A 22732-nucleotide genomic window follows, 5' to 3' on the forward strand; every position below is an offset into this window, starting at 1 on the left:
AACTAAACTATATTACCTATTTATTTTTTTTATTTTCTTCTTCATTTTTGTTATCTTTATGTTGCTCTGTAGCATCATCCCAAAATGTTGAACTTTTCTCATTTACTTTTACGTCCTTTAATAAACTATCATCAACTTTCTTGGTATTAATAAAAGATAATATAATTACACAAATAAAAAAAAGTGAAATGAAGAATGCTGTAATTCCTACAGCAATACTTGAAGACTTTGCTCCAAAAATAGACGAGCTTCCACCTCCAAACATGCCTCCTCCAATACCATCACCTTGTTCATCCTGCAATAATAATAGTAAAATAATCACAAATGAAATAATAATAAAAAATATAAATGTTAAAAACTTAAATAATTCCAAAATAAACCCCTTTATTTGGCTACTTTATTAATTATACTTAAAAACGAATCAGCCTTTAAAGATGCACCACCAATCAATGCTCCATCAATGTCCTCTTCTCCCATAAGATCTTCAACATTATTAATGTTGACAGAACCACCATACTGAATAATAATACTATCTGCTGCTGCCTTTGAATATAAAGCTTCAATCTCAAGCCTAATTGCCCTATGAACTTTCTGTGCCTCTTCCTTTGTTGCTGTTTTACCAGTTCCAATTGCCCATACAGGCTCATAAGCCAAAATTATTCTATTAAGATCAAATTCAGGCACAGAAACTAATCCATTTCTAACTTGATTTAAAACAATATCTAATGTTTTATTATTTTCTCTCTCTTTAAGACTTTCACCAACACAAATAATTAAGTATTTAAATGGATGCTTAAGTCCTGCAAGAACTTTTTTATTTATCACCTCATCAGTATCGCCAAGATAAGTTCTACACTCAGAATGACCAAGGATTACATAATCAACTCCAAATTCTAAAAGCATACTAGGTGAAATTTCGCCTGTTCTTGCTCCATTATTCTCATAAGACATATTTTGAGCACCAAGAAGAACATTACTCCCTTTAGTAACTTCACAAACTTTATAAAGAGATGTAAATGTGGGGGCTATCATAATCACAACATCATCCTTAACATACTTTACTCCGTCTACAACTTGTTTAGCAACACTTGCAGCTTCTACACTTGTATAGTGCATTTTCCAATTTCCCGCTAAAAATATCTTTCTCATTTTATTTTTCCAAAACTTTTATACCTGGTAAAATTTTTCCCTCAAGATACTCAAGAGAAGCACCACCCCCTGTTGAAACATGGGTTATCTTTTCAAATAAATTAAACTTATTAACAGCAGCTACTGAATCCCCTCCACCAACAACTGTAATACCAGAACAATTTGCCACATACTCTGCAACTTTTGCTGTGCCTTTAGAAAATGAATCAAACTCAAAAACTCCAAGAGGACCATTCCAAATTACAGTTTTTGCTCCAACAAGAGATTCCTCAATTTTTTTTAAAGTTTTATTACCAATATCCATTCCAATTTTATCATCTGGAATATCAATAGAAGCAACATACTCAGGAACAGAATCTTCTTCAAAATCACTTGCAACAACATGATCAAGAGGCAAAATAACTTCTACACCTAATTCTTTTGCTTTTTGTAAAAAAGATGCAGCTACATCAATATATTCATTTTCTAAAAGAGATTTCCCAATATTATATCCTTTGATCTTTAAAAAGGTATATGCCATTCCGCCACCAATTATCATAACATTTGATTTTGGCAAAAGAGATTCTAATACCGCTATTTTTGAGGAAACTTTTGAACCACCAATTATTGCAACAAACGGCTTTTCCGGATTCTTTAAAATCTTTCCTAAAAACTCATTTTCCTTTTCTATCAAAAATCCACCTACAGCTGGCAAATAAGTTGCAAGCCCTACTGTAGAAGCATGTGCTCTGTGAGCACTACCAAAAGCATCGTTTACAAAAACATCTCCATTTTGTGATAAATTCTTTGCAAAATCACTACAATTTTCCTCTTCTGACTTATAAAATCTTACGTTTTCAAGTAAAACAACATCTCCATTCTTCATACAAGAAACAACAGCAGAGACTTCATTACCTATACAATCAGGAAGCATCTTAACATCTTGACCTAAGAGTTCTGATAATCTTTTAGCAACAGGCATAAGAGAATATTTAAAATTTTTCTCTCCTCTTGGCCTACCCAAATGACTCATCAGAACAACTCTGGCTCCTTGCGCTATAAGATACTCTATTGTGGGTAATGCAGCTCTAATTCTAGTATCATCAGTAATGTTCCCATCTTTTAAGGGAACATTAAAATCACATCTTACTAAAGCACGTCTACCTAAAAAGTCAAAATCTTTTATCGTTTTTATTGACATTTATAATTACCTCAAGATTATTTTAGCTCTTATTTAATTAATTTTTGTGCAAGATCAACTACTCTTGTAGAATATCCAAATTCATTATCATACCATGAAAGCACTTTAACAAAACCGTCTAATAAAACCATTGTCTCAAGACCATCAACTATTGAAGAATGAGAGTTTCCCTTAATATCTGAAGATACTATTGGATCTTCAGTATATCCTAAAATACCACTCAATTCTTTAGATTCTGATGCTTTTTTAAGCACAGCATTGATCTCCTCTTTTGTAACATCTTTTTTCTTAAGTTGTACTGTAAAATCAACAATAGAACCTGTTGGCACGGGAACTCTCATAGAAGTACCATTAAGTTTACCCTTAAGTTCAGGTAAAACAAGTCCCACAGCTTTAGCAGCACCTGTTGAAGTAGGAATAATTGAAAGAGCCCCGGCCCTTGCTCGTCTAAGATCAGCATGCGGAAGATCAAGTATTTTCTGATCATTTGTATAAGCATGAACAGTAGTCATTAGTCCTTGTTCAATACCAAAAGTCTCATGTAATACCTTTGCAAGAGGTGCAAGACAATTTGTTGTGCATGAAGCATTAGATACAGATTTTAAATCAGAAGTAATCTCATGCTCATTTACACCAAGTACGATTGTCTTAATCTCATCCTTAGCAGGAACTGTTAAAATTACCTTCTTAGCACCAGCATGATCAACGTGATCAAGATACCCACCTTTATCACTTGTTGCTGATGAAAAAACACCTGTTGATTCAATTACAACATCAACCCCAAGTTTTCCCCAAGGAAGATTTTTTGGATCTCGCTCAGCAATAATCTTTATCTCTTTACCATCTACTATAATTACTCCATCTCTTGCTTCAACTTTTTTATTATATATTCCAAAAGTTGAATCATACTTTAAAAGATGCGCAAGTGTCTTAGGATTTGTTAAGTCATTTATTGCAACAACTTCAAGTCCTCTCTCAAAAGCAATTTTAAAAACATTTCTACCTATACGCCCAAAACCATTAATGGCTAGCTTCATACAAATCCTCCGTCTATTTTTTATTATCTACTAGAATTATTAAATAATAAATAAATTAATTACAAGTGTCAAACTATCTTTTTATAAAGACTGTATAACCTTCCTGAATATAATCTCTTAAAAGAGCAGGTGAGCTTAAAATTCCCCTGGAAATATAATCACTAACCTCTTCAATAAAGATTTCACCAAGAATATCTGATTTATTATAACTAATAAAACTAGAACTATCACTATTATATTTTAAAGACCCCTCTTTAAGAACTAAAAATTTGTCACCTTTCTTTGCATCATTTAAATAACCAAGATTAATAAGAACATCATCTTTATTAATCTTAAGTATTTTGCCTCTCTTAGGTAAATAATCATTAAAATCCCTATAAAAAGAAGTTAAAATATCACTTAAATACAAAACTCCTCCAGAATTATAATTAAAACTCTGAACCTTAACTCCAGTCTTACCTGAAAAAACATCTACCTTTAAACTAGCTGAATTTTTAAAAACATCCACATCAAGATCAAACATTAAAAATAAATCAAGATTATTATTTCTTGCATAAGAAAATTCTTCAGAAAAACTACTTACCAAATAATCCTTATTTTTATCATAATTAAACTTATAATTAACTACTTCTATATTTAAATCGCGATCAAGTATCCTCTCAGCATATCGTAAAATCATATCATTTGCACCAAAAACCTTGTTTTCATCTTGGGTAAAAATACCTATCTTATAAACTGTCTGATTATCATAAAGCTTATTCAAATCTCCCATAGTCTTATAACCATATTTAAAGAATAAAGAACTTCGAATATCAAATGCAACTGTATCGTAAAAATCCAAAATTTTAGCATCTGTGCTCTTCCTTTGTTCGACTAAATAATAAAGCTCCTCATAAGCCATCATATCCAATTTCATAAACTTATAAATTTTTGCAAGTAAAAACCTAGCATTATCATTATCAGGATAAATCTCAATAGCATTCTTTACATTAAATATTGCTCTATTTAAATTCAAACTTTTAAAAGCCTTAAGTCCCTCATTTGCATATCTATTAGAAATTTCTATGTTAGCACTAATTTTTTTATTTTTTTGAACAGAACTCCTAAAATTAGAAACAAAAAAACTTCCCTCAAGAGCTATATTATAAAACTCTAAATCTTTCTTCATATCCTTAGCCCTTTCCAAATTTAAAACAGCTTCGCTAACTTCACCAAGTTTTAAATAAGAATAGCCAAGTAAATAATAAAGCTCATCGGAATTTTGTTCAAGCAATAGAGCTTTTTGAAGAATATGTACAGCATCTTCATATTTAGACTGATATAAATAAACAAGAGCAAGTAAACGATAAGCATCAACAAGACCAAGGTCCTGATAAGTGGTTTTAACTAACATTAAGTAATTTTTAGCATATTTCTCAGCAACTCCTAAATTGTTATTTTTAATAGAAAATTCTGTTACTCTTTTATGAAAACTTGGCAAAGAAGTAAAATTGCTCCTAACTTTGTTTATTAAATACTGACCCTTAGCCTTCATATTCAATTTTTCATAAATATTTATAAGATGTTCAAATGCATGATAATTTGCCTGATCATATTCAAGAATAGATAGATAATAATTAGCAGCTGCAACAAGTAACCCTTCTGTCTCAAATATTGTAGCAAGCCCAACTAAAGCATCAATATTATTTTTTTGAGTGGAAAGAACTTCAGAATAAAATTTTTTAGCCTGTTCTGTCCCATTATTCTTAAGCAATATATTTGCATAAAGAATTTTATATTCGGTATCACCATTTGACATTTTATAGGCTTTTTCTATAAAAAATTGAGCCTGATTATATATCTTTAACTGATAATAAATTTTTGCAATAAATTTATACGCATCATAATAATTAGGATTAATCCTCATAGCTTCAAGAAGCTCATCAATAGCATCATAATACTTTTGCATAAGATAATATGTTTGTGCTTTTTGATAATATTCTATTGCAGTTGTAGTAGAACCTATTAAACTCCCAAAATTTAAATTAAAAATTAACAATATTGCCAAAAACCTGCTTAAATTCATAAACCTTCCTTCTGGGAAATTTTTATTACTTTAATATTTCTTTGATGCATATTCTTAATAGTAAACGTTAAATTATTATATTCTATCTTTTCATTTTTTAAAGGGATTCTTCCAAATAGATCATAAACAAAACCCCCAAGAGTATCAAAATCTCCATCTGGAAGACTTAATCCAAGCGACTCGTTTAAATCTTCAATTAAAACTCTAGCAGTACAAAGATAGCTACCATCTTCAAGAGGTACTATTTCATCTAGCTCATTATCAAATTCATCTTGAATATCACCCACAATCTCTTCAAGAATATCCTCAAGTGTAACAAGTCCTGCAACTCCTCCATACTCATCAACCACAATAGCAATATGAATATGATTTTCTTGAAACTCTTTTAAAAGTGAATCAATCTTTTTACTCTCAGGAACGAACATGACTTTTCGCATAATATCTTTTAGATCTATGTCATAAAAATCTTTCTTACACATATGTAAAAGTATGTCTTTTGTATGAATTATTCCAATAATATCATCTATTGTTTCCCTATAAACTGGAAACCTTGAATGATTACTAGATGTTACAACTTTTAAAATTTCATCCTTGCTTCCATAATAATCAACAAAAATTACACTTATTCTTGGAATCATGATTTCTTTAACAATTGTCTCTTTAAGAGAATTAAAATTCTTAAGTAAAGAAGTCTCAAATCTCGACTTGGAATCAATATCTTTAAGCTCACCACCTTTTACTTTTCTATTTTTAAAACTCAAAAATTTGAACATCAAAATACCTTTCCGATTTCTCTTAAAACTTTTTCCTGAATAATTAACATCTCTTCACTTTGAAAGTCATTTGTTTTATGAGTATATCCTATTAAATGCAAAATACCATGTATAGTAGTTCTTTGAAGTTCATTGCATATTTCAACATTAAATTCTAAAGAACTAAACTCTAAATATTCAAGAGATATTACAAGATCACCTTGTATTTTATGACTTAGCCGTCCACTGTCTTCACGATAATTAAAAGAAAGAACATCAGTGGGTTCAGGCCTTTTTCGAAACTCACTATTTAACTTTTGAATGTATGCATTATTGCAAAGGATAACAGCAATTTCATATTCTTCAATACAAAGAAAATCCAAAACAGATAAAATAAAATTATAATAAGCATCCAAATGATTAAACTCAACACCCTCTGTCCATAAGCTTAAATCCTGTTTTATCAATTTACCATATCCTAGAATAATTATAACTTAAAAAAAATATTATATAAACAGATAAGACTTTAATTGTTTTTATTACAATATCTGAAAAATGCTAAATTTTAAACAAATCTTTTATTGTCTCTTCAAAAGAATTTTTTTGAATAAAACCAACAGAAACCTTTGGCTTTTCTCCAATAGGAATAAAAAGAATAGTAGGTAAACTTTGTACACCAAGTGCCATAGAAACTTTCTGTTCTTTATCAGTATTCACTTTGTAAAAATCAACTTTACCTACATATTTTTCTGAAAGCTCATCATAAATCGGAGCAAGCATTTTACATGGACCACACCAATCAGCATAAAAATCAATGACCGCAGGTCTACTACCTTTAAAGCTCCATTCCTTATTATTTTGATAATCAAAGACCTTATCAATAAATTCCTGATTAGTTAAATTAATTACCATATTTTCTCCTAAATTAGTCGATTTTTTATTATAACATAAATAAAATATAGTTAATAAGGCTGGATATAGAAATGAATTTGATACTAATCAATTTAGATGAATTTAAAAATGGTATAGTGCTTAACGATACAAGAGCAAAACACATTACCGAAATATTAAAACTTAAAAATAACGAAACATTTAAATTTGGTATTATTGGTAAAGAGCACATTTACTCATGCATATACAAAAAAGATGTCAAACTTTTTTTTCAAGAAAATCATAAAATAGCAAAATCAAATAAGTTAAAAAAATTAAAAGTAATAATTGGCTTAGTAAGGCCTATTGTAGCAAAAAGAATAATTAAACACCTTGGAAGTATTGGAATATCAGAACTTATTTTTTTTAATGCTCTACTTAGCGAAAAATCATATTCATGCTCCAAACTTTTTCAAAAAAAAGAATATGAAAAATATTTAATAGAAGGTGCCATGCAAGGTGGCATTACCTATATACCAAAAGTCAAAATCCTTAATAACATAAAAGAAGTTTTAAAAAAAATAGAAGCTGAAAAATCTGATTCAACAAAAATATTACTTGAAAGAGAAAGCAAACACAAATTAATTGACCTCAATATAAATACAAAGAATGCTATTGTTATTATAGGACCAGAAAGAGGACTTATAACAAAAGAAATAAATTTAATCAAAGATTATAATTTTAACACCTACAACATTTCACCAAATATTTTAATGACAGAGACATCTACAATCGTAGCATCAACTATTATTACATCAAAAATGAATGACTAATAATATAAAAAAGTTATTGATTAGAATAGGCTTATTTGTTTTATATACTATAAAACTATTCCGTGTCACATTATAATAATAATTACATAATGTAAACTTCTTTTCATATAGACATTTCAATTTAACTGATACTATCGTATCAGCTTACTACTGTTTGATTTATAAGTTTATCATAAATATAAAGTTCAATTATAGAACCTTTTAACACATCATAGGGTAATTTAATAAGTCCCCCTTTAGATCTAAAAGAATAAAGCAGAGTACGATTACCACTAGAATCCTTTACCTTAACCATCATATCTACATTAGACGGATAAGTATCTAATTTATAAGTCAAAATACCGAAAATATCTAAATCATTAGTCTTTGGTTTATTAATGACAATTGTTAATTTATCTACATTTTCAACCTTACTCCCCGGAGGCAAAGATTGGGAAACAACAATTCCAAAATCACTTCCAGTTGATAAACTTATATCAAAACCAATTTCATCATTTAAAAGAGAAATAATGGCATCTTTATAATAAAGCCCAACATAATTTTTTAAATATTTAATAGCATTCTCTACAGGACCTTTGCTCACTAAAAATTGAAGATCAACTAGACTTGCAATATTAGTATCTGGAGAAGGTTTTTGCTGAATTATTGTTCCCCTTGGCAGAGTACTCTCAACTTCAATAGGCTTTAACAAATGATAAAGCATCCTATTATTGCTAGTTGAATTAGCTGCCCTTAAATTAATAAGCACATCATCAATATTTCTTCCAATAAAATTATCAATCTTATTAACTACAGCTCCTTTACTAACAAAAATCTTAACCCTACTATCAAGTCTTAAAACAGTACCTGCTTTAGGATTTTGATCTATTACCTTCCCCTTATCAAGAGATGTTGATGAAAATTTAAGCTCAACATAAGGAATGAGTTCTTTATTTTGAAGCTCAGCAATTGCATCCTCAAGATAAAATTCAATAAGATTTGGCACAATAACAAGATCGCTACCTTTTAAAAAAATAAAAAATATTGCAAACGAAATAATAAAAGAACCAAAAATAATAAGTATTAAGCCCTTAGCTATATACTTAGGCAAAGTAAGGATTTCTCTATCACAATCTTTATTATCTTTATGCAAATTACTACTATTATTTAAATTTTGACTATTACAACACGATAACTTACTATGAGACCTATTATCACCACCTAATACCATATCATCTCCTTATATTTAAATTTTTAATAAAAAATTTGACCTATTAAATCTCTACTTCCATTATAAAAAGACCTATAATCCAAAATATTTCTACCAGTTCGTTGAAGCTCCAACAATAATAAAATCCCATTCCCCGTCTTTACCAAAAGGCCTCGATTAGGATCAAAAGCAATAATTTTACCTATGGCTTGATCACTATAATCATCAGCAAGTAAAAAATCAGCTCTATGAAAAATAATCTCATCTTTTCCAAGCTTAGCTCTTGCAAGAGGCCAAGGATTACAAGCATTAATCCTATTCTTAATCTCAAAAGCACTCAAATTAAAATCAAGGACTCTATACTGCTTACTAAAAAAAGAACAATATGTTGCTTGACTTGAATCTTGAACAATTCCAAGATTCCCTTTCTTGATTTCTTCTAAAGCCTCTACAACAAGATGAAAACTATTTAAAGAAACATAACTAAAAAGATCAGCACTTGTATTAAAACTTTTTATCTCAAACTGATTTTGTGATAAAATGTTACCACTATCCATCCCTAAATCCATTTTTTGGACAGTAATACCACTAACATTATCACCATTTAAAATAGCAGTTTGTATAGGAGAAGGTCCTCTATATTTTGGCAAAAGAGAAGGATGAATATTAATAGAACCCATTGGAAATATATCTAAAAATTCTTGTCTAAATATCTTGCCATAAGAAAAAACCAACATAAGATCCGGTTTTAACTTTTTAATCTCTTCTATTACGTCAATATCAAGTACCAAAGGATCTAAAACCGTAATATTCCTCTTAACAGCTTCGATCTTGATCTTATTAACTCTTGAAGAAAAACTACGACCACTGGATTTATCAGGGGCAGTTAATACACCAATCACATCATAATGATCCGCAACTTTCCTTAAAACTTCCAACGCAATATTATCAGAACTGGCAAAGAAAATCCTCAAACTTTAACAAGCCTCCTTCTTTTCATATAGGACTTCAACAATTTATTTTTAAGCTTATCTTCATAATAATCAATAAAAAGTACCCCTTTTAAATGGTCCATTTCATGTTGAATAATCCTTGCTAAAAGATTTGAATTTTCAATCTTAAAAAATTTACCATTCTCATCATAAGCTTCAATCACAACTGACTTTGGCCTTAAGAGATCATAATAAACTCCAGGAATACTTAAACAACCCTCTTTATAAACAGAAAGCTCAAAAGAAGTTTCTGTTATTAAAGGATTAATAAAAATTAAAGGTTTTGATATAATATTCTCCCTGATCACAAAAATAGACAAATCAAGACCTATTTGAGGTGCTGCCAATCCAACACCATTATTAACATCCATAAGATTTAACATTTTAAAAGCAATATTTCTAAGTTCATCATCAATATTTAAAACTGACTTTGTAGTTACCCGAAGCAAATCATCAGGATAAAAAACCATTTTCATAAACAAACTTCCTAAAAATAACTTAACCTAAAATTAAGACTTTATTTGCCCAAAAAGTTTCCATTCTTCATGCTCTGCTTCTGAAAAATAAATACTACCTTTTAAAGACTTGGGAAAAGCATAAAGATTACTTCCATTTTCATCTTTGAATACTAAAAATTCTTTAAGTTCTATTTTTGAAGGAAGGAGTTTTTTGTCTTGACCATTCATTTTTAATCTCCAATTACCATCAAACGTTTTATAAAAAAAAACCTTATCATGCAAAGTATTAACTTCATAATTATTCTTTTTTTTAACAACATTGTCTAAATGAGAAACTCCTAGAGCATAATTTAAAAACTCTTGATTACTTTGAACAGTATTCTTAATAGAACCAATATATGCAGCCTTAACTTGTTCACTCTTTGAATCAACAAAAAACAAAACAGGACTCTTTTTTAAATTAATCTCACCAAAAATTTCATTATTCATATCAATAATCAGAAAAACATTTTTTTTAGCAATAGCATTCAAAAGATTATCATCCTCAAATGAATTTAAAAAATCCTTTTTTAAATTATCTTTAACATCTCTTCCAACTAATATTAAAAGATTTTTATTTAACTTTTGGGCTTCATACATCGCATTCTTATAAGAATCCTGGAAAATAATATTCGATGAAAGCGAAAATAAATGCACAAAGCTTAAGGTAACAAACATTATAAATAAGCTTAAAAATTTCATATTTTACTAGTTAATGTTTCTAAAAACTTCAGTTCATCATTACTAAGATATTCTTTCAAACTAAAATAAACAAATTCATGATAACTATTAATGTATTGTAATTCATCTTTTGAAAGCATTGAAGTGACTATTAACTCTCTTTCAAAAGGCACAAGAGTCAAATTTTCAAACTCTAAAAAAGCCCCAAATTCATTAGAGTAACTTTGCTTTACAAAAACTAAATTTTCAAGTCTAATTCCATATTTTGAATTTCGATAAATTCCAGGCTCAATTGAAACAATTTCAGAACCTTTAAAAGAATAAACAGACAAAGGACTAATAGAAACAGGAAGCTCATGGACATTAAGAAAAAATCCCACTCCATGGCCCGTTCCATGAGCAAAATTCAACTTTTCTCTTAGCAAAGGAAATCGAGCAATACCATCAAGAGATGAGCCTAGAGTCCCAAATGGAAATTTTAAAGACGCAAGAGTAATAAAAGACTTAAGCACTAAAGTATAATCTTTTTTTTCTTCATAAGATGCTTCTCCAATCAAAATAGTTCTTGTAACATCTGTTGTACCAAGCTCAAAATAAGATCCCCCAGAATCTATTAAAAGCAATCCATTACAATCAAGTTTTTTCATTCCTTTCTCAGGACTATAATGAGGTAAAGCTGCATTTTCTTTAAAACCAACTACCGAATCAAAACTAGAGCTAAAAAATTCTTCTCTTTTAGCTCTAAAATCAAGCATCATATTAGCAACATCAACTTCATCTAACTTAGACAAATCATCCTTAGTCAAACTCTTAAATCTATATAAAAATTTGATCAAACACACAGCATCAATAATATGAGCTTCTTTCATCTTATTAATCTCATAATCAGATTTTATCGCCTTCAATTCATTAACAATACTTTGCCCAAGTATTGCATTTGACTCCCCAATAACTTCCAATATTTTAACGTTACTATCAACTGGTATAAAAAATTTTCCTTCATGCTTAATTTTTGATAAAAATGAATAAAAATTACAATAATCTTCTATATCAAAATTTTCGATCTCAAGTCTTTCTTTTAAATTAGAATCAAGTTTGCTAACATTGACAAATAGAACATTCTTATATCTTTTACTCTTAGCAATAAATAAAAAAGAATAAAATAAAGCCGATGATTCAATATCTAAACCCCTTAAATTTAAAAGCCAAGCTATTTCATCCAAAGAGCTTATGATATAAAAATCAATATTTTTTGCATTTAGTATTGCATTCACTTTATTAAGTTTATCTGCTCTTTTATAGTTTTTCTCAACATTACTTAACTCAAATATTTTTTTATTCTTAAGATTAGGTCTATCCTGCCAAATCTCAGAAATCAAATCTTCATGCAAAATATCAATATCTGTATTTCTACAATTTTTAACCAAATCATTATAAAACTTTATACTAACACCCTCAGCATAAAAACCAAGTCTTAATCCTTTAAGATTCGTATTTATATACTCAAAAATATCTGGATATCCCTTGACTCCAAGCTTCATTAATTTAAACTCGGTTCCTTCAAGCTCTTTTGATGCCTGTAAAAAATACCTACCATCAGTGAAAAGAAGTGCATCTTTTTCTGTAACAATTACTGTTCCAGCACTTCCTTTAAACCCCGTCATAAATTCACGAATATTAAATCTAGCATGAGAATATTCGCTCATATGTGGATCATAACTAGTCATTAAATATGCATCTATATCATTTTTCATCATCAAATTTCTTAAACATAATATTTTTACACTGAACTCCATAAAAGCAAGCTCCTCATACTTAAAAAAACAATTTTAAACTTAATTATAACAAATAATTCAATTTTAAAAAATTTCTTTATTTAATTTTTTTTTATTTGTTATAATTAAGTTTAAGAGTAAAACCAAAGGACATAAATATGAAAAATATAAAAGCTGTTATTTCTGATCTTGATGGGACACTTTTGCTATCCAAAAGCCAAATAGGAGCTTTTAGTGAACTTGTAATAAAAAATCTAACAAAAGAAAACAAAAAATTTATTATCGCAACAGGAAGAAGTAAAAATGAAATAATATCTCTTATAAAAGATTTAAGCTCATATGTTTCATTCTTTATAACATTAAACGGAGCAAGAGTATATAACAATAAATGGCAATTAATAAGCAGTTATGATCTACCTCCTAAAATCGTAGATGAGATTTTAGATCTGAGAGAAAAACAATACAAAGATATACCGCATTTCTTACAAAAATCTGAGGATTCAGATGAAAAACTTTATGCTGATAACATAACTAAAGATGCAATTAAAAATATATTCAAAAAACATGAATTATTAAACAGACATAAATATATAGCACATGAATTAAAAGATACAAGTATCAAATATCACTATGTCAATAGTTTTAGAACAATGCAAAATTTTAACAATATTGCAAAGATATTATTATTACATGATGAAGAATCTCAGTTAATCAAATATGAAGCAATCATTTTAGAAAAATATAAAACAGAAATAAATGTTTATTTATCAACACCAAACTCACTTGAAATTGTTAACAAAAGAGTTTCAAAGGGAACTGCATTAAAGGATGTTCTTCAAAGCATCAATATTGGTTTAGATGAAACAATTGCATTTGGAGATGGATTTAACGATGTTGACATGCTAGAAAACGTAAAAAAAGGATTATTAATGGGAAATGCAAATTATAGACTAAAGAAAATGTTATCATATTTAGAAATAATAGGTACTAATGATAATGAAGCTGTAGCACACTATATTAATGATAATATTTTAGAAATTACTGTACAAACATAATAATTATGAATAATATGGAAAAAGACTTAATAAAATACGCAGAATTAATTATATTAAAAGGAATCAATTTACAAAAAAGTCAATGTGTACTTATTACAGGTTCAATTGAAAATTATGAATTTTTAAGAATGCTGGCAGAAAAAGCTTATGAATATGGAGCAAAATATGTAGAATTAAATATCGAAGATATTAACATCTTAAAAGCAAGATTAAAATATTCAAAAGAAGAACTACTAGAGTTTATTCCAGCTTTCAAGAATAAACTCTTTGAAGAAATGGTAAATGAAAAATGGGCAAAAATACGCATTGATAACACAGAAAATTTAGATACTTTTAAAAATAATGACAGTAATAAAATATCAAAATACTTTAAATCACTCAATCAAGCATCAAAAAAAATTTCAAGTGCCATCATGAATAATGAATTATCCTGGTGTATAGTCTGCGCTCCAGGGCCAAAATGGGCTGCAAAAATTCTAAATAAACCTGAAGGTCAAAAAACATTGGAAGAATTTTTTGAGATTCAAAAAAAAATCATGTTTCTAGATTCTAAAAATCCAATAAAGGCCTGGGAAGACCATTCAAAAAAGCTCCATCAAAGATGCGAAATACTAAATAAACTTAAATTAGAAAAACTAATTTTTAAAAATCAAAAAACAAATCTGGAAATATACCTCTTAGAACATTCTATTTGGACAGGGGGAAGTGAAAAAATAAAAGGAACAAACATTGAATTTAATCCAAATATGCCTACTCAAGAGGTTTTTACAACCCCAAACTATAAAAAAACAAATGGAATTATTTATACCACTCGCCCAGTAACAATTATGGGAAACCTAATAAACGAAATATGGATAGAATTTCATAAAGGAAAGGTAATTAACTTTGGATGCGATAATGCCCAATCAAGAAATATCTTAAAAAAACATATAGAAACTGACATACAAGCACAATATATAGGAGAAGTTGCATTAGTAGATAATAGCTCTCCAATATATCAAAGCAATCTTATATTCTACAACATATTATACGATGAAAATGCAAGTTGCCACATTGCATTAGGTAATGCTTATCCATCTTGTTTAAGCAATGAAAAACAATTAAATACTGACACCAAAAAACTAGAATATGGATGTAATGTATCTTTAATCCATACAGATTTCATGATTGGCAGCAAAAACATAAATGTTATTGGCATTGACAAATCAGGAAAAGAACATACAATAATACAAAATGGACAGTTTGTAATATAAACGGAGTAATCAAATTATGATAAAAGAGTTATTTACAAATAATCTTTTCTTATCTTGTCTGATTTCAGGCATTGTTGCACAAATAATTAAATACGCTATTCAAGTAATGAGGACAAGAAAACTTCAATTGAGTCCAAAATATCTTTTAAAAAGCATCTTCTTAGAAACAGGAGGAATGCCTAGTAGTCATTCCTCTACAGTAACAGCTCTTGTGACATCCATATTAATAACAGAAGGAATAAACACTAACTTTGTTATTGCTCTTGCTGTAGCGTTAATAACAATAAGAGATTCTTTTGGTGTTAGATATATGGCAGGAGTTCAAGCAGAATATTTAAATGATCTGTCAGAAAAATTAAAATTGAAAATTAAAATTGAACCTTTAAAAATCAAAGTAGTTAAAGGTCATAAAAAAAAAGAAGTAGTTACAGGAATACTTATTGGAATAATTTCTGCATGGGTAATATGTAATCGCATTATATAAACAACAAATTATAAAATAAAGGAAAAAATGAACCTACTAAACTTTTTACACCTGTCACTAATACTATTGTTAATTTCTTGTAACATGACAAAATTTGGGGATTATAAACCAATATATTTCCCAAAAGAAAAAGATTTAAAAATCGCAAATGATTATATAAATTCATTAGGATATAAGACTATATCTGAATATACAACAAAAGTAGACATATTAGACTTTCCCAATTTTAAAGAGATAACAATAAATAAATTAAATATCCTTCACGATGAAGATCTCCGAAAAGACTTGTTTTTAAAAAAACTGCCTAACCTTTTTAATTTAGAAAATAAAAAAATACTTTATGTAGATTCAACATTTACTAGTCAAGATCTTAAAAAATTAAAGCAAGATAAAAATATTGAAGCAGAAATGCATTCTTTTACTTACAAAACTAAAATTAACTACTTTTCAAGTATAACATTTTTAATAATAATTATACTTCTATTAATGTTAAATATAAAATATGCACCTTTTATAATACTTTTTTTAACAAGCTCATGTATAATATTTATATTCAGCAACGAGATATTATTTTTTTATCCTTTAACTATATTAGCCTATCTATTATTCACACTGATTGATAATTTCAATAAAAATTATAATAAAATATATTTGAGGGACATAAGCTTTACAATATTAATTAAGAAAATTAAAATACCAATATTTCTATTTTTATTTATAGTATTATACTATAGTGTGATAATCAATTTCTTAACTACCAATCTTGAAGCAATTCTAATCATTTTCGTATCAGTATCAACACTTTGTATTTTTTTAATATTCACTTGGATAAAAACTGAAAGCAATTTACAAAATACATTTTTATCTTTAATTGAAATTAAAGAACAAAAAAGAGAAACAAAAATATTAAAATTCAAGATTCTAATACATATAATGTTATTTATAGCCTCAATAATACCATTTTTTTATTCGCAAAATATACTCAATTCTTACAAAGATCTTAATTATCTTTATAGCAAAAAATTGCATTATTTTGATTACCTAAACCCCAATAACATCTACTTAATGGTAGGACATAACGAAGAAATTCCAAATATAGTGGGTTATATGTACCACACATTTTATCAAAATGAACTTAAACATAAGATCACAGCTCAATATGGGAAAGTAAATACACACATAAAAGAGGATTACTTTGAAATAGAAAATAATAAAATTACTATTAATCCAAAAACTGTATATAAAGTAGATAAAGAGTTTATATCAAAAAACCTTAACAAAGAACTGCCAAAATTATTTTTAGACAATGGAAATCCAATATTAATCTATAAAGAAGCACCTAATAATATTAAAATCAATAAAGATAATTTTAAAATTTTATTTACTCTTTCATTGCCATTTTTCTTATTACTATTCCTATTTAAAGCAATAAGATTTACAATTCTTTTAAACATGAGTGAAAAAAACTATAAGAAATATATTAAAGGGAACGTCTGATGCCTATAGCAGAAGCAACAAAGTTAAAAAATAAGTATAAATATAAAATAAATATAGACGAGATTCAAATACCCGAATGCGTATTAATTCCACTAGAAACAGAAAATTCAAAATCCACAATATATATTATTGAAAATCAAAGAATTGAGGAAGGACAAATACTATCAAAAAATAAAAATTCAGAATTATACACATATGCTTCCATATCTGGAACAATAGAAAAAATATATACTGCAAACCTTCCAAATGGACATCAAGTAAAATCAGCATTAATAAGATTTCACGGAAAAATTAAAAATGAAAAAGAATTGCCAAGTGAAGAAACATCAAGAGAAAAAACACTAGAAAAGTTAATTCGATTAGGAATTCCATGGTTTAATGAAGATTCATTATTCCAATACGTAAGTAAATGCAAAAAAATAGATAAAATGCTTTTATTAGTCAATGGTAAAGATTCATTTACTAATATCTCAGAAATATTAATAAATAAAAAATTGGATAATATCATCTATGGACTTGAAACAATTGACAAAGTATTTAAATTTAAAGAAATTTTAATCATACTTGATAACTATAACTTAAAAAAAGAACTTGAAAAGTTAAATATCTTTAAAGAGAAACGATTTAAAATTAAATTAATTCCAAATACGCCATGCCTATATTCTAATCATGAAGTGATAATGCACTTCTTATATAATGAAGAGAGCATAAAAAATAATATAAATCCAAATAAAAATATACTTCTATCTAATGTTGAGGATCTTTATAATGTATATAGTGCAATCAAAACAGACTCTCCATATAAGGAAAAATTTGTAACCATAAACGATATTAAGAAAAGACAAAGTAAGATAATTAAAACTAAAATTGGAACATCTATCAAGCAAATAATAAACAGAAATATTAATATAAAAAAATATGACATCTTTATAAACAATCCAATAAATAAGATAAAAATAAGTAATCTAAATGCACCTATAACAAGAGATATATATAGCATCACAATACTCAAAAAAGAATCAATATTTAGTAAAATAAAGATCTTTAAAATACCTAGTTTTTCACCACTTTATATGGAAGGACTTATTTTATCAAAAATTAAAAATAAAAATAATCTTGAAAACAAACAATTACAATATTTCAGATATACTGAAATTGAAATCGAAGAAGAAATAAACAAAGTTAAAAAAGAAATAAAGGAACAAATATTAAATTTAGGCCTAAATAACAAACTAATATATACTGAGAACAATTTAAAAGATATTTATTTAACTATTATATTAGCATTAATACCTAATTTAATACTCTCGTTTATAAACAACAAAAAATTTTTCATTGATACCTCAATATTAATAACCATAAGCTTATGCTCATATATTCCAATAATGCTAAAGTCAAAACACAGATATATGTCATTCTTTATATATACCGCTTTAATTATTAGTATAATATTACCTTTAAATCTTCCTATTGTATTAAAAATAATGGCATTACTTTTCACATTTTTTGTATTTTTGTATTTTTCAAAACTTTCGAAATTCATTGTAAATCCCATATTAATTTCTTTTATGTTTTTAATACTAAATTTCCCATCAAGTTTCAAACAAACATATTTTAAAGAACTTTTAAAACAAGAAGATATAATTCCTACCTGGCATAAAGTAATTAATCAAAATCCAAATATTAAAAGTATAGAAAGCTTAAAAAAAATTACAATACATGAAAATAGAAATATTGACATCATTGAAAAATTCATAAATGATAATATATTGTCTTATGTAAACATTACTATACCAAGATTTCAAATTGAAAATTTACTTGGACTACAAAACGAAAAATATTTGTCACCTATTCTAATTTATATTGGTTTTTCACTTATCTTTGGAAAGTTTATTATAAATAAATTAATACCACTGGCTTTTTATATAGGTTTATTTTTAATTGCATATACACTTAAAAGTCTTGATCTTTACACCTATATAAGTTCTGATATGTTAACGCTAATAATATCACCCATCCCAATGATCTTAGTATTCACAATGGGCACAGAACTACAAATAGCACCACATTTTAAATTTGAACAAATACTTTATGGAATTACATTATCTTTAGCATATTTTATAACATTAATCTATATTCCACTTGAAACTTTATCAGCTGTAATATCTATTTTTATATTGCAAATCAGTTCAACATTAATAAAAAAATATAGCTTAACATTTCAAATCAAAAAAATATTGCATCAATTAAAAGTAAATAAAGCAAAATTTATGGAACATACAAGCACAAACAAAAATGGAGAAGAAATTATTAAATTATGAACAATAGTGTAATAAGTTATTTAATAGTCAACAACCTATTATTAATATACTTTATAGGAATTGAAGATATAACAACAAAAGATAATAAAACATTATTAAAAAAATATTTAATAATAACAATGACTTCTATGTTAATTTATTCAAGTTTTTTTTATATTTATAAATTATTTCTAGAATATAACTTATTGTTTATAATCCCAATAATATATGTAATATTTATTTATTTGTTCACGATAACACTAAAAACATTAAACAATGTTTTAATTATTTATAATAATAAATTGAAATATTCAAACGATTTTTTACTATCTAATAGTAGCTTAATTGCAATAACATTTTTTGCTCTAGATAAAAGTCATAAATTTTTAGAAGGGTTTAAAATAATACTTTTATCTTCACTTGGTGTATTAATAGCCCTAATATTAATAATATTTATAAAGAAAAACTTTGAACAAAGAACACCATCTAAAATATTAGTAAATGAAACAGTATATTTTTTTATAATATTTATCTTATCTCTAATTCCAAATATAATTATGTTAATAAACAACAATAACGGAGGTTTACAATGAAAGAAAAAATAAACGAACTCTTAGAGCAAATCAATAATGTTTGGAGGAAACTTTGACAGTAATAAGCTTAAAGCACAGATTAAAGAATATGAAATACAAATAAATAATGAAAATTTCTGGAATGACAATAAAAAAGCACAAGAAATTCTTAAACAACAAAATATTTTAAAATCTAAAATTGAGCCTTGGGAAGAGTTAATATGTAAACTTAAAGACCTAAAAGACCTATGTGACATTGCAGAAGGCGAAGAAGATATAATGCTATTAGACCAAGAGCTTGAAAAATTAAGAATGCAATATAAAAATGTTCTAACAATATCCTATTTTAAAGAAGATATTGATATAAATAATGCATTCTTAACAATACATTCAGGAGCAGGTGGTACAGAAGCTTGTGATTGGGTTAGCATGTTATACAGAGTATACTTAAGATATGCTGAAAGACGTGGCTACAAAACAGAGCTTATAGATTTACTTGAAGCTGAAGGAGGCATTAAATCTGTGACAATTGAAATAAAGGGAGAGTATGCTTATGGATTTTTAAAAAGTGAAGTAGGAATACATCGCCTTATAAGAATATCTCCTTTTGACGCTGCAAAAAAAAGGCATACATCTTTTGCCTCTATTTTTCTTGACCCTGTCATTGATGATAAAATCGAAATAATAATTAAGCCAGAAGATATTAGAATTGACACATATAGAGCTTCAGGAGCAGGTGGACAACATGTCAATAAAACATCCTCAGCAGTCAGAATTACCCATCTTCAAACAGGAATAGTAACTCAATCTCAAACCGATAGAAGTCAACATAGAAATAAAGAATTAGCAATGAAAGTTTTAAAATCAAGACTTTATGAATATTACAAAACACTAGAGCAACAAAAAAATAAATCCCAACAAGAAGAAAAAAAAGATATATCTTGGGGTAATCAAATAAGATCTTACATATTCCAACCCTATACTCTAGTCAAAGATCACAGAACAAAATTTGAAAATCCAAATATTATCTCTGTTATGGATGGAAACATTGATAATTTTATAGAAGAATATCTAAAATGGAAAAATCTAAGCTAATAATAATATTATTATTTTTAATCTTAAAAATAAACTTAGCGTATCCTCAAAATAACATAGAGTATAGATTTTCTTATATAATCAATACATCAGAAGAAAATAACGATCTCCAAAAAGGTATTGAAAAAACACTAGATAAAATTTATCAAACAATCAACGAACATATTGTAAATAATAATGATAAAGATTTTATAAGACGCATTCATATACACCAAAACATAGTAAACAAAGAAATTGAAATTAGCAAATTAAGAGAAGATATGGACAAAAAAAGGCTTCAAAATACAATAAGCACAAAAGAAGAAAATCAAATAGAAATCAAAATTAATAAACTAAAAAAAGAAATTGAAAACATTAAAATTAAACAAAAAGAATTTGAAAATTACCTCATAAATTTAAAAAAGATGAAAGCAGAATATGCAAAAAACAAAGAAAAAATACATTTATTAAATTTAAACACAGAATTCTTAATAAACCAAAAACTATTTTTCATTAATTATATACATATTAAAAAAATAGATAAACATTATCTTGTTGAAGTTCACAATATTACGCCTAAAGGAATTGAAGTGAAAAAAGAAATTTTTCAATTATCATCATCCACTGATGATATTGCAAATAAAATAGCTCATCTTAGTTTTAAAGAAATACTTGGAAGAGAATTTATCAAAATTAAAATCAACGTCATAAATAACCTGGATGCTAAAATCTATATAAATGAACAATTTGTATCAAAAGGAATATATAACAACGATATATGGGATATTGCCAAATTACCAAATCAAGAAATCATCATTAATATCACAAGTAAAACCTACAAACCATACGTAGTAAAAAAAAGAGTAAAAAATGGAGACATAATCAATTTAGCTATTAACTTGCAAAAAGAAAACTTTAAGACAATATTAATTCAAAGTAATGTAACATCTAAAGTCTTTAAAAAAGGAATATTTATAGGTGAAACACCAATTGAAATTGAAGAACCTGAAGGCATAGAGTCTATTCTATTGCAAGCTCAAGGATACAAAAATATGTTCAAGACGATAAGCAAAGAAGACAAAGAAATTAATATAGAAATGTTAAAGGACAATAAAAGTGAACTTATTATAAAAAGAGATCTCTTCTATATTAATCTTGGAATCTTTACATTAAGCCTAATAGGTACTGCTTTTTCCATAACAAAATATAATGAAGCATCAGAATTTTACAATATATCTTTAAATAATATTATGAAATACAGAATTACACCTCAGGCTCTATACAATGCAAAATCAGAACAAATGATTACAACATTCCTGCTTAGTACAGGAATCACACTTTCTATTGGAAGCTTTATACCATTAATAATTCATTTGATACAATATATTCAAGAAGCAAGTAAAGGTGAATATAAATAAATGCGAACAAATTATTATAAAATTATTTAGGAAACAATAAAAAATAGGAGAATGGGACC

At 27.1% G+C, this 22732-nt stretch carries 22 protein-coding genes; 9 read left to right on the plus strand and 13 right to left on the minus strand.

Translation table 11 applies throughout. From position 1 onward, the window contains the following. Nucleotides 1-16: 16 nt before the first annotated feature. From secG to trxA, 8 genes are all read right to left on the minus strand, one after another. Nucleotides 17-373, minus strand: a complete 357-nt coding sequence (gene secG / locus K5563_RS00290) for a preprotein translocase subunit SecG (protein ID WP_221037024.1) — start codon at nucleotides 371-373, stop codon at nucleotides 17-19. A gap of 11 nt (nucleotides 374-384) precedes the next feature. Then, the gene (gene tpiA, locus K5563_RS00295) at nucleotides 385-1149 is read right to left on the minus strand and encodes a triose-phosphate isomerase (RefSeq protein WP_221037025.1); all 765 of its coding nucleotides are present in this window, start codon (nucleotides 1147-1149) and stop codon (nucleotides 385-387) included. 1 nt (nucleotide 1150) lies between these two features. Beyond that, the gene (locus K5563_RS00300; protein WP_221037026.1) at nucleotides 1151-2329 is read right to left on the minus strand and encodes a phosphoglycerate kinase; all 1179 of its coding nucleotides are present in this window, start codon (nucleotides 2327-2329) and stop codon (nucleotides 1151-1153) included. A gap of 29 nt (nucleotides 2330-2358) precedes the next feature. Then, nucleotides 2359-3366 (minus strand): type I glyceraldehyde-3-phosphate dehydrogenase, encoded by a 1008-nt coding sequence (gap, locus tag K5563_RS00305; RefSeq protein ID WP_221037027.1) that lies wholly within the window; start codon nucleotides 3364-3366, stop codon nucleotides 2359-2361. A gap of 73 nt (nucleotides 3367-3439) precedes the next feature. Then, a complete protein-coding gene (locus K5563_RS00310) occupies nucleotides 3440-5431 on the minus strand; it encodes a CDC27 family protein (RefSeq protein ID WP_221037028.1) in 1992 nt (663 codons plus the stop codon). Further along, nucleotides 5428-6204, minus strand: a complete 777-nt coding sequence (locus tag K5563_RS00315; RefSeq protein WP_221037029.1) for a hemolysin family protein — start codon at nucleotides 6202-6204, stop codon at nucleotides 5428-5430. The genes K5563_RS00310 and K5563_RS00315 overlap by 4 nt, the downstream gene beginning before the upstream one ends. Beyond that, complete coding sequence (gene ybeY, locus K5563_RS00320) at nucleotides 6204-6650, minus strand: rRNA maturation RNase YbeY (protein WP_221037030.1); 447 nt, start codon at nucleotides 6648-6650, stop codon at nucleotides 6204-6206. The genes K5563_RS00315 and ybeY overlap by 1 nt, the downstream gene beginning before the upstream one ends. A 91-nt stretch (nucleotides 6651-6741) precedes the next feature. Further along, nucleotides 6742-7095, minus strand: coding sequence for a thioredoxin (gene trxA / locus K5563_RS00325; RefSeq protein ID WP_221037031.1), 354 nt, complete (start codon nucleotides 7093-7095; stop codon nucleotides 6742-6744). 71 nt (nucleotides 7096-7166) lie between these two features. On the opposite strand from trxA, the gene K5563_RS00330 reads away from it, so the two are divergent. After that, complete coding sequence (locus K5563_RS00330) at nucleotides 7167-7886, plus strand: 16S rRNA (uracil(1498)-N(3))-methyltransferase (protein WP_221037032.1); 720 nt, start codon at nucleotides 7167-7169, stop codon at nucleotides 7884-7886. 139 nt (nucleotides 7887-8025) lie between these two features. Here K5563_RS00330 and K5563_RS00335 read toward each other — a convergent pair whose 3' ends face one another. From K5563_RS00335 to K5563_RS00355, 5 genes are all read right to left on the minus strand, one after another. Further along, nucleotides 8026-8985, minus strand: coding sequence for a PASTA domain-containing protein (locus K5563_RS00335; protein WP_255571097.1), 960 nt, complete (start codon nucleotides 8983-8985; stop codon nucleotides 8026-8028). Between the two features lie 134 nt (nucleotides 8986-9119). Then, nucleotides 9120-10049, minus strand: a complete 930-nt coding sequence (gene fmt / locus K5563_RS00340) for a methionyl-tRNA formyltransferase (RefSeq protein WP_221037034.1) — start codon at nucleotides 10047-10049, stop codon at nucleotides 9120-9122. Next, nucleotides 10046-10543: a peptide deformylase gene (def, locus tag K5563_RS00345; RefSeq protein WP_221037035.1), complete on the minus strand. Its 498-nt coding sequence runs from the start codon at nucleotides 10541-10543 to the stop codon at nucleotides 10046-10048. The genes fmt and def overlap by 4 nt, the downstream gene beginning before the upstream one ends. A gap of 33 nt (nucleotides 10544-10576) precedes the next feature. Next, the gene (locus tag K5563_RS00350; RefSeq protein ID WP_221037036.1) at nucleotides 10577-11266 is read right to left on the minus strand and encodes a hypothetical protein; all 690 of its coding nucleotides are present in this window, start codon (nucleotides 11264-11266) and stop codon (nucleotides 10577-10579) included. Next, nucleotides 11263-13041 (minus strand): aminopeptidase P family protein, encoded by a 1779-nt coding sequence (locus tag K5563_RS00355; protein WP_221037037.1) that lies wholly within the window; start codon nucleotides 13039-13041, stop codon nucleotides 11263-11265. The genes K5563_RS00350 and K5563_RS00355 overlap by 4 nt, the downstream gene beginning before the upstream one ends. A gap of 137 nt (nucleotides 13042-13178) precedes the next feature. On the opposite strand from K5563_RS00355, the gene K5563_RS00360 reads away from it, so the two are divergent. The 8 genes from K5563_RS00360 (at nucleotide 13179) to K5563_RS00395 (ending at nucleotide 22673) form a co-directional block, all read left to right on the plus strand. Further along, nucleotides 13179-14075, plus strand: a complete 897-nt coding sequence (locus K5563_RS00360) for an HAD family hydrolase (protein ID WP_221037038.1) — start codon at nucleotides 13179-13181, stop codon at nucleotides 14073-14075. Nucleotides 14076-14089: 14 nt separating this feature from the next. Further along, nucleotides 14090-15328, plus strand: coding sequence for an aminopeptidase (locus tag K5563_RS00365; protein ID WP_221037039.1), 1239 nt, complete (start codon nucleotides 14090-14092; stop codon nucleotides 15326-15328). A 16-nt stretch (nucleotides 15329-15344) separates the two neighbouring features. After that, nucleotides 15345-15812 carry a divergent PAP2 family protein gene (locus tag K5563_RS00370; protein ID WP_221037040.1) on the plus strand — a complete coding sequence of 156 codons (468 nt, stop codon included), beginning with the start codon at nucleotides 15345-15347 and terminating at the stop codon, nucleotides 15810-15812. Between the two features lie 27 nt (nucleotides 15813-15839). Beyond that, entirely contained in the window at nucleotides 15840-17309 is a 1470-nt protein-coding gene (locus K5563_RS00375; protein ID WP_221037041.1) for a hypothetical protein, read from the plus strand. Further along, on the plus strand, nucleotides 17309-19630 hold the full coding sequence (locus tag K5563_RS00380) for an RnfABCDGE type electron transport complex subunit D (protein WP_221037042.1): 2322 nt from the start codon (nucleotides 17309-17311) through the stop codon (nucleotides 19628-19630). Before K5563_RS00375 ends, K5563_RS00380 begins: the two co-directional genes overlap by 1 nt. Beyond that, nucleotides 19627-20202: a hypothetical protein gene (locus tag K5563_RS00385; RefSeq protein ID WP_221037043.1), complete on the plus strand. Its 576-nt coding sequence runs from the start codon at nucleotides 19627-19629 to the stop codon at nucleotides 20200-20202. Before K5563_RS00380 ends, K5563_RS00385 begins: the two co-directional genes overlap by 4 nt. Next, a protein-coding gene (gene prfB, locus K5563_RS00390; protein WP_221037044.1) for a peptide chain release factor 2 occupies nucleotides 20199-21276 on the plus strand; the annotation gives its coding sequence in 2 pieces (ribosomal slippage) (nucleotides 20199-20254 and nucleotides 20253-21276; 1080 coding nt in all). The genes K5563_RS00385 and prfB overlap by 4 nt, the downstream gene beginning before the upstream one ends. Continuing rightward, nucleotides 21258-22673, plus strand: a complete 1416-nt coding sequence (locus K5563_RS00395) for a hypothetical protein (protein WP_221037045.1) — start codon at nucleotides 21258-21260, stop codon at nucleotides 22671-22673. The genes prfB and K5563_RS00395 overlap by 19 nt, the downstream gene beginning before the upstream one ends. Nucleotides 22674-22732: the final 59 nt, after the last annotated feature.

Origin of the sequence: Borrelia sp. HM (genome assembly GCF_019669085.1) — a bacterium.
Taxonomy (GTDB): Bacteria; Spirochaetota; Spirochaetia; order Borreliales; family Borreliaceae; genus Borrelia.

Coding starts and splice junctions, on each gene's coding strand:
- tpiA (WP_221037025.1), bottom strand. CDS start 1,149: ATGAGAAAGATATTTTTAGCGGGAAATTGGAAAATGCACTATACAAGT.
- K5563_RS00300 (WP_221037026.1), bottom strand. CDS start 2,329: ATGTCAATAAAAACGATAAAAGATTTTGACTTTTTAGGTAGACGTGCT.
- gap (WP_221037027.1), bottom strand. CDS start 3,366: ATGAAGCTAGCCATTAATGGTTTTGGGCGTATAGGTAGAAATGTTTTT.
- K5563_RS00310 (WP_221037028.1), bottom strand. CDS start 5,431: ATGAATTTAAGCAGGTTTTTGGCAATATTGTTAATTTTTAATTTAAAT.
- K5563_RS00315 (WP_221037029.1), bottom strand. CDS start 6,204: ATGTTCAAATTTTTGAGTTTTAAAAATAGAAAAGTAAAAGGTGGTGAG.
- trxA (WP_221037031.1), bottom strand. CDS start 7,095: ATGGTAATTAATTTAACTAATCAGGAATTTATTGATAAGGTCTTTGAT.
- K5563_RS00330 (WP_221037032.1), top strand. CDS start 7,167: ATGAATTTGATACTAATCAATTTAGATGAATTTAAAAATGGTATAGTG.
- def (WP_221037035.1), bottom strand. CDS start 10,543: ATGAAAATGGTTTTTTATCCTGATGATTTGCTTCGGGTAACTACAAAG.
- K5563_RS00350 (WP_221037036.1), bottom strand. CDS start 11,266: ATGAAATTTTTAAGCTTATTTATAATGTTTGTTACCTTAAGCTTTGTG.
- K5563_RS00355 (WP_221037037.1), bottom strand. CDS start 13,041: ATGGAGTTCAGTGTAAAAATATTATGTTTAAGAAATTTGATGATGAAA.
- K5563_RS00360 (WP_221037038.1), top strand. CDS start 13,179: ATGAAAAATATAAAAGCTGTTATTTCTGATCTTGATGGGACACTTTTG.
- K5563_RS00365 (WP_221037039.1), top strand. CDS start 14,090: ATGGAAAAAGACTTAATAAAATACGCAGAATTAATTATATTAAAAGGA.
- K5563_RS00370 (WP_221037040.1), top strand. CDS start 15,345: ATGATAAAAGAGTTATTTACAAATAATCTTTTCTTATCTTGTCTGATT.
- K5563_RS00375 (WP_221037041.1), top strand. CDS start 15,840: ATGAACCTACTAAACTTTTTACACCTGTCACTAATACTATTGTTAATT.
- K5563_RS00380 (WP_221037042.1), top strand. CDS start 17,309: ATGCCTATAGCAGAAGCAACAAAGTTAAAAAATAAGTATAAATATAAA.
- K5563_RS00385 (WP_221037043.1), top strand. CDS start 19,627: ATGAACAATAGTGTAATAAGTTATTTAATAGTCAACAACCTATTATTA.
- K5563_RS00395 (WP_221037045.1), top strand. CDS start 21,258: ATGGAAAAATCTAAGCTAATAATAATATTATTATTTTTAATCTTAAAA.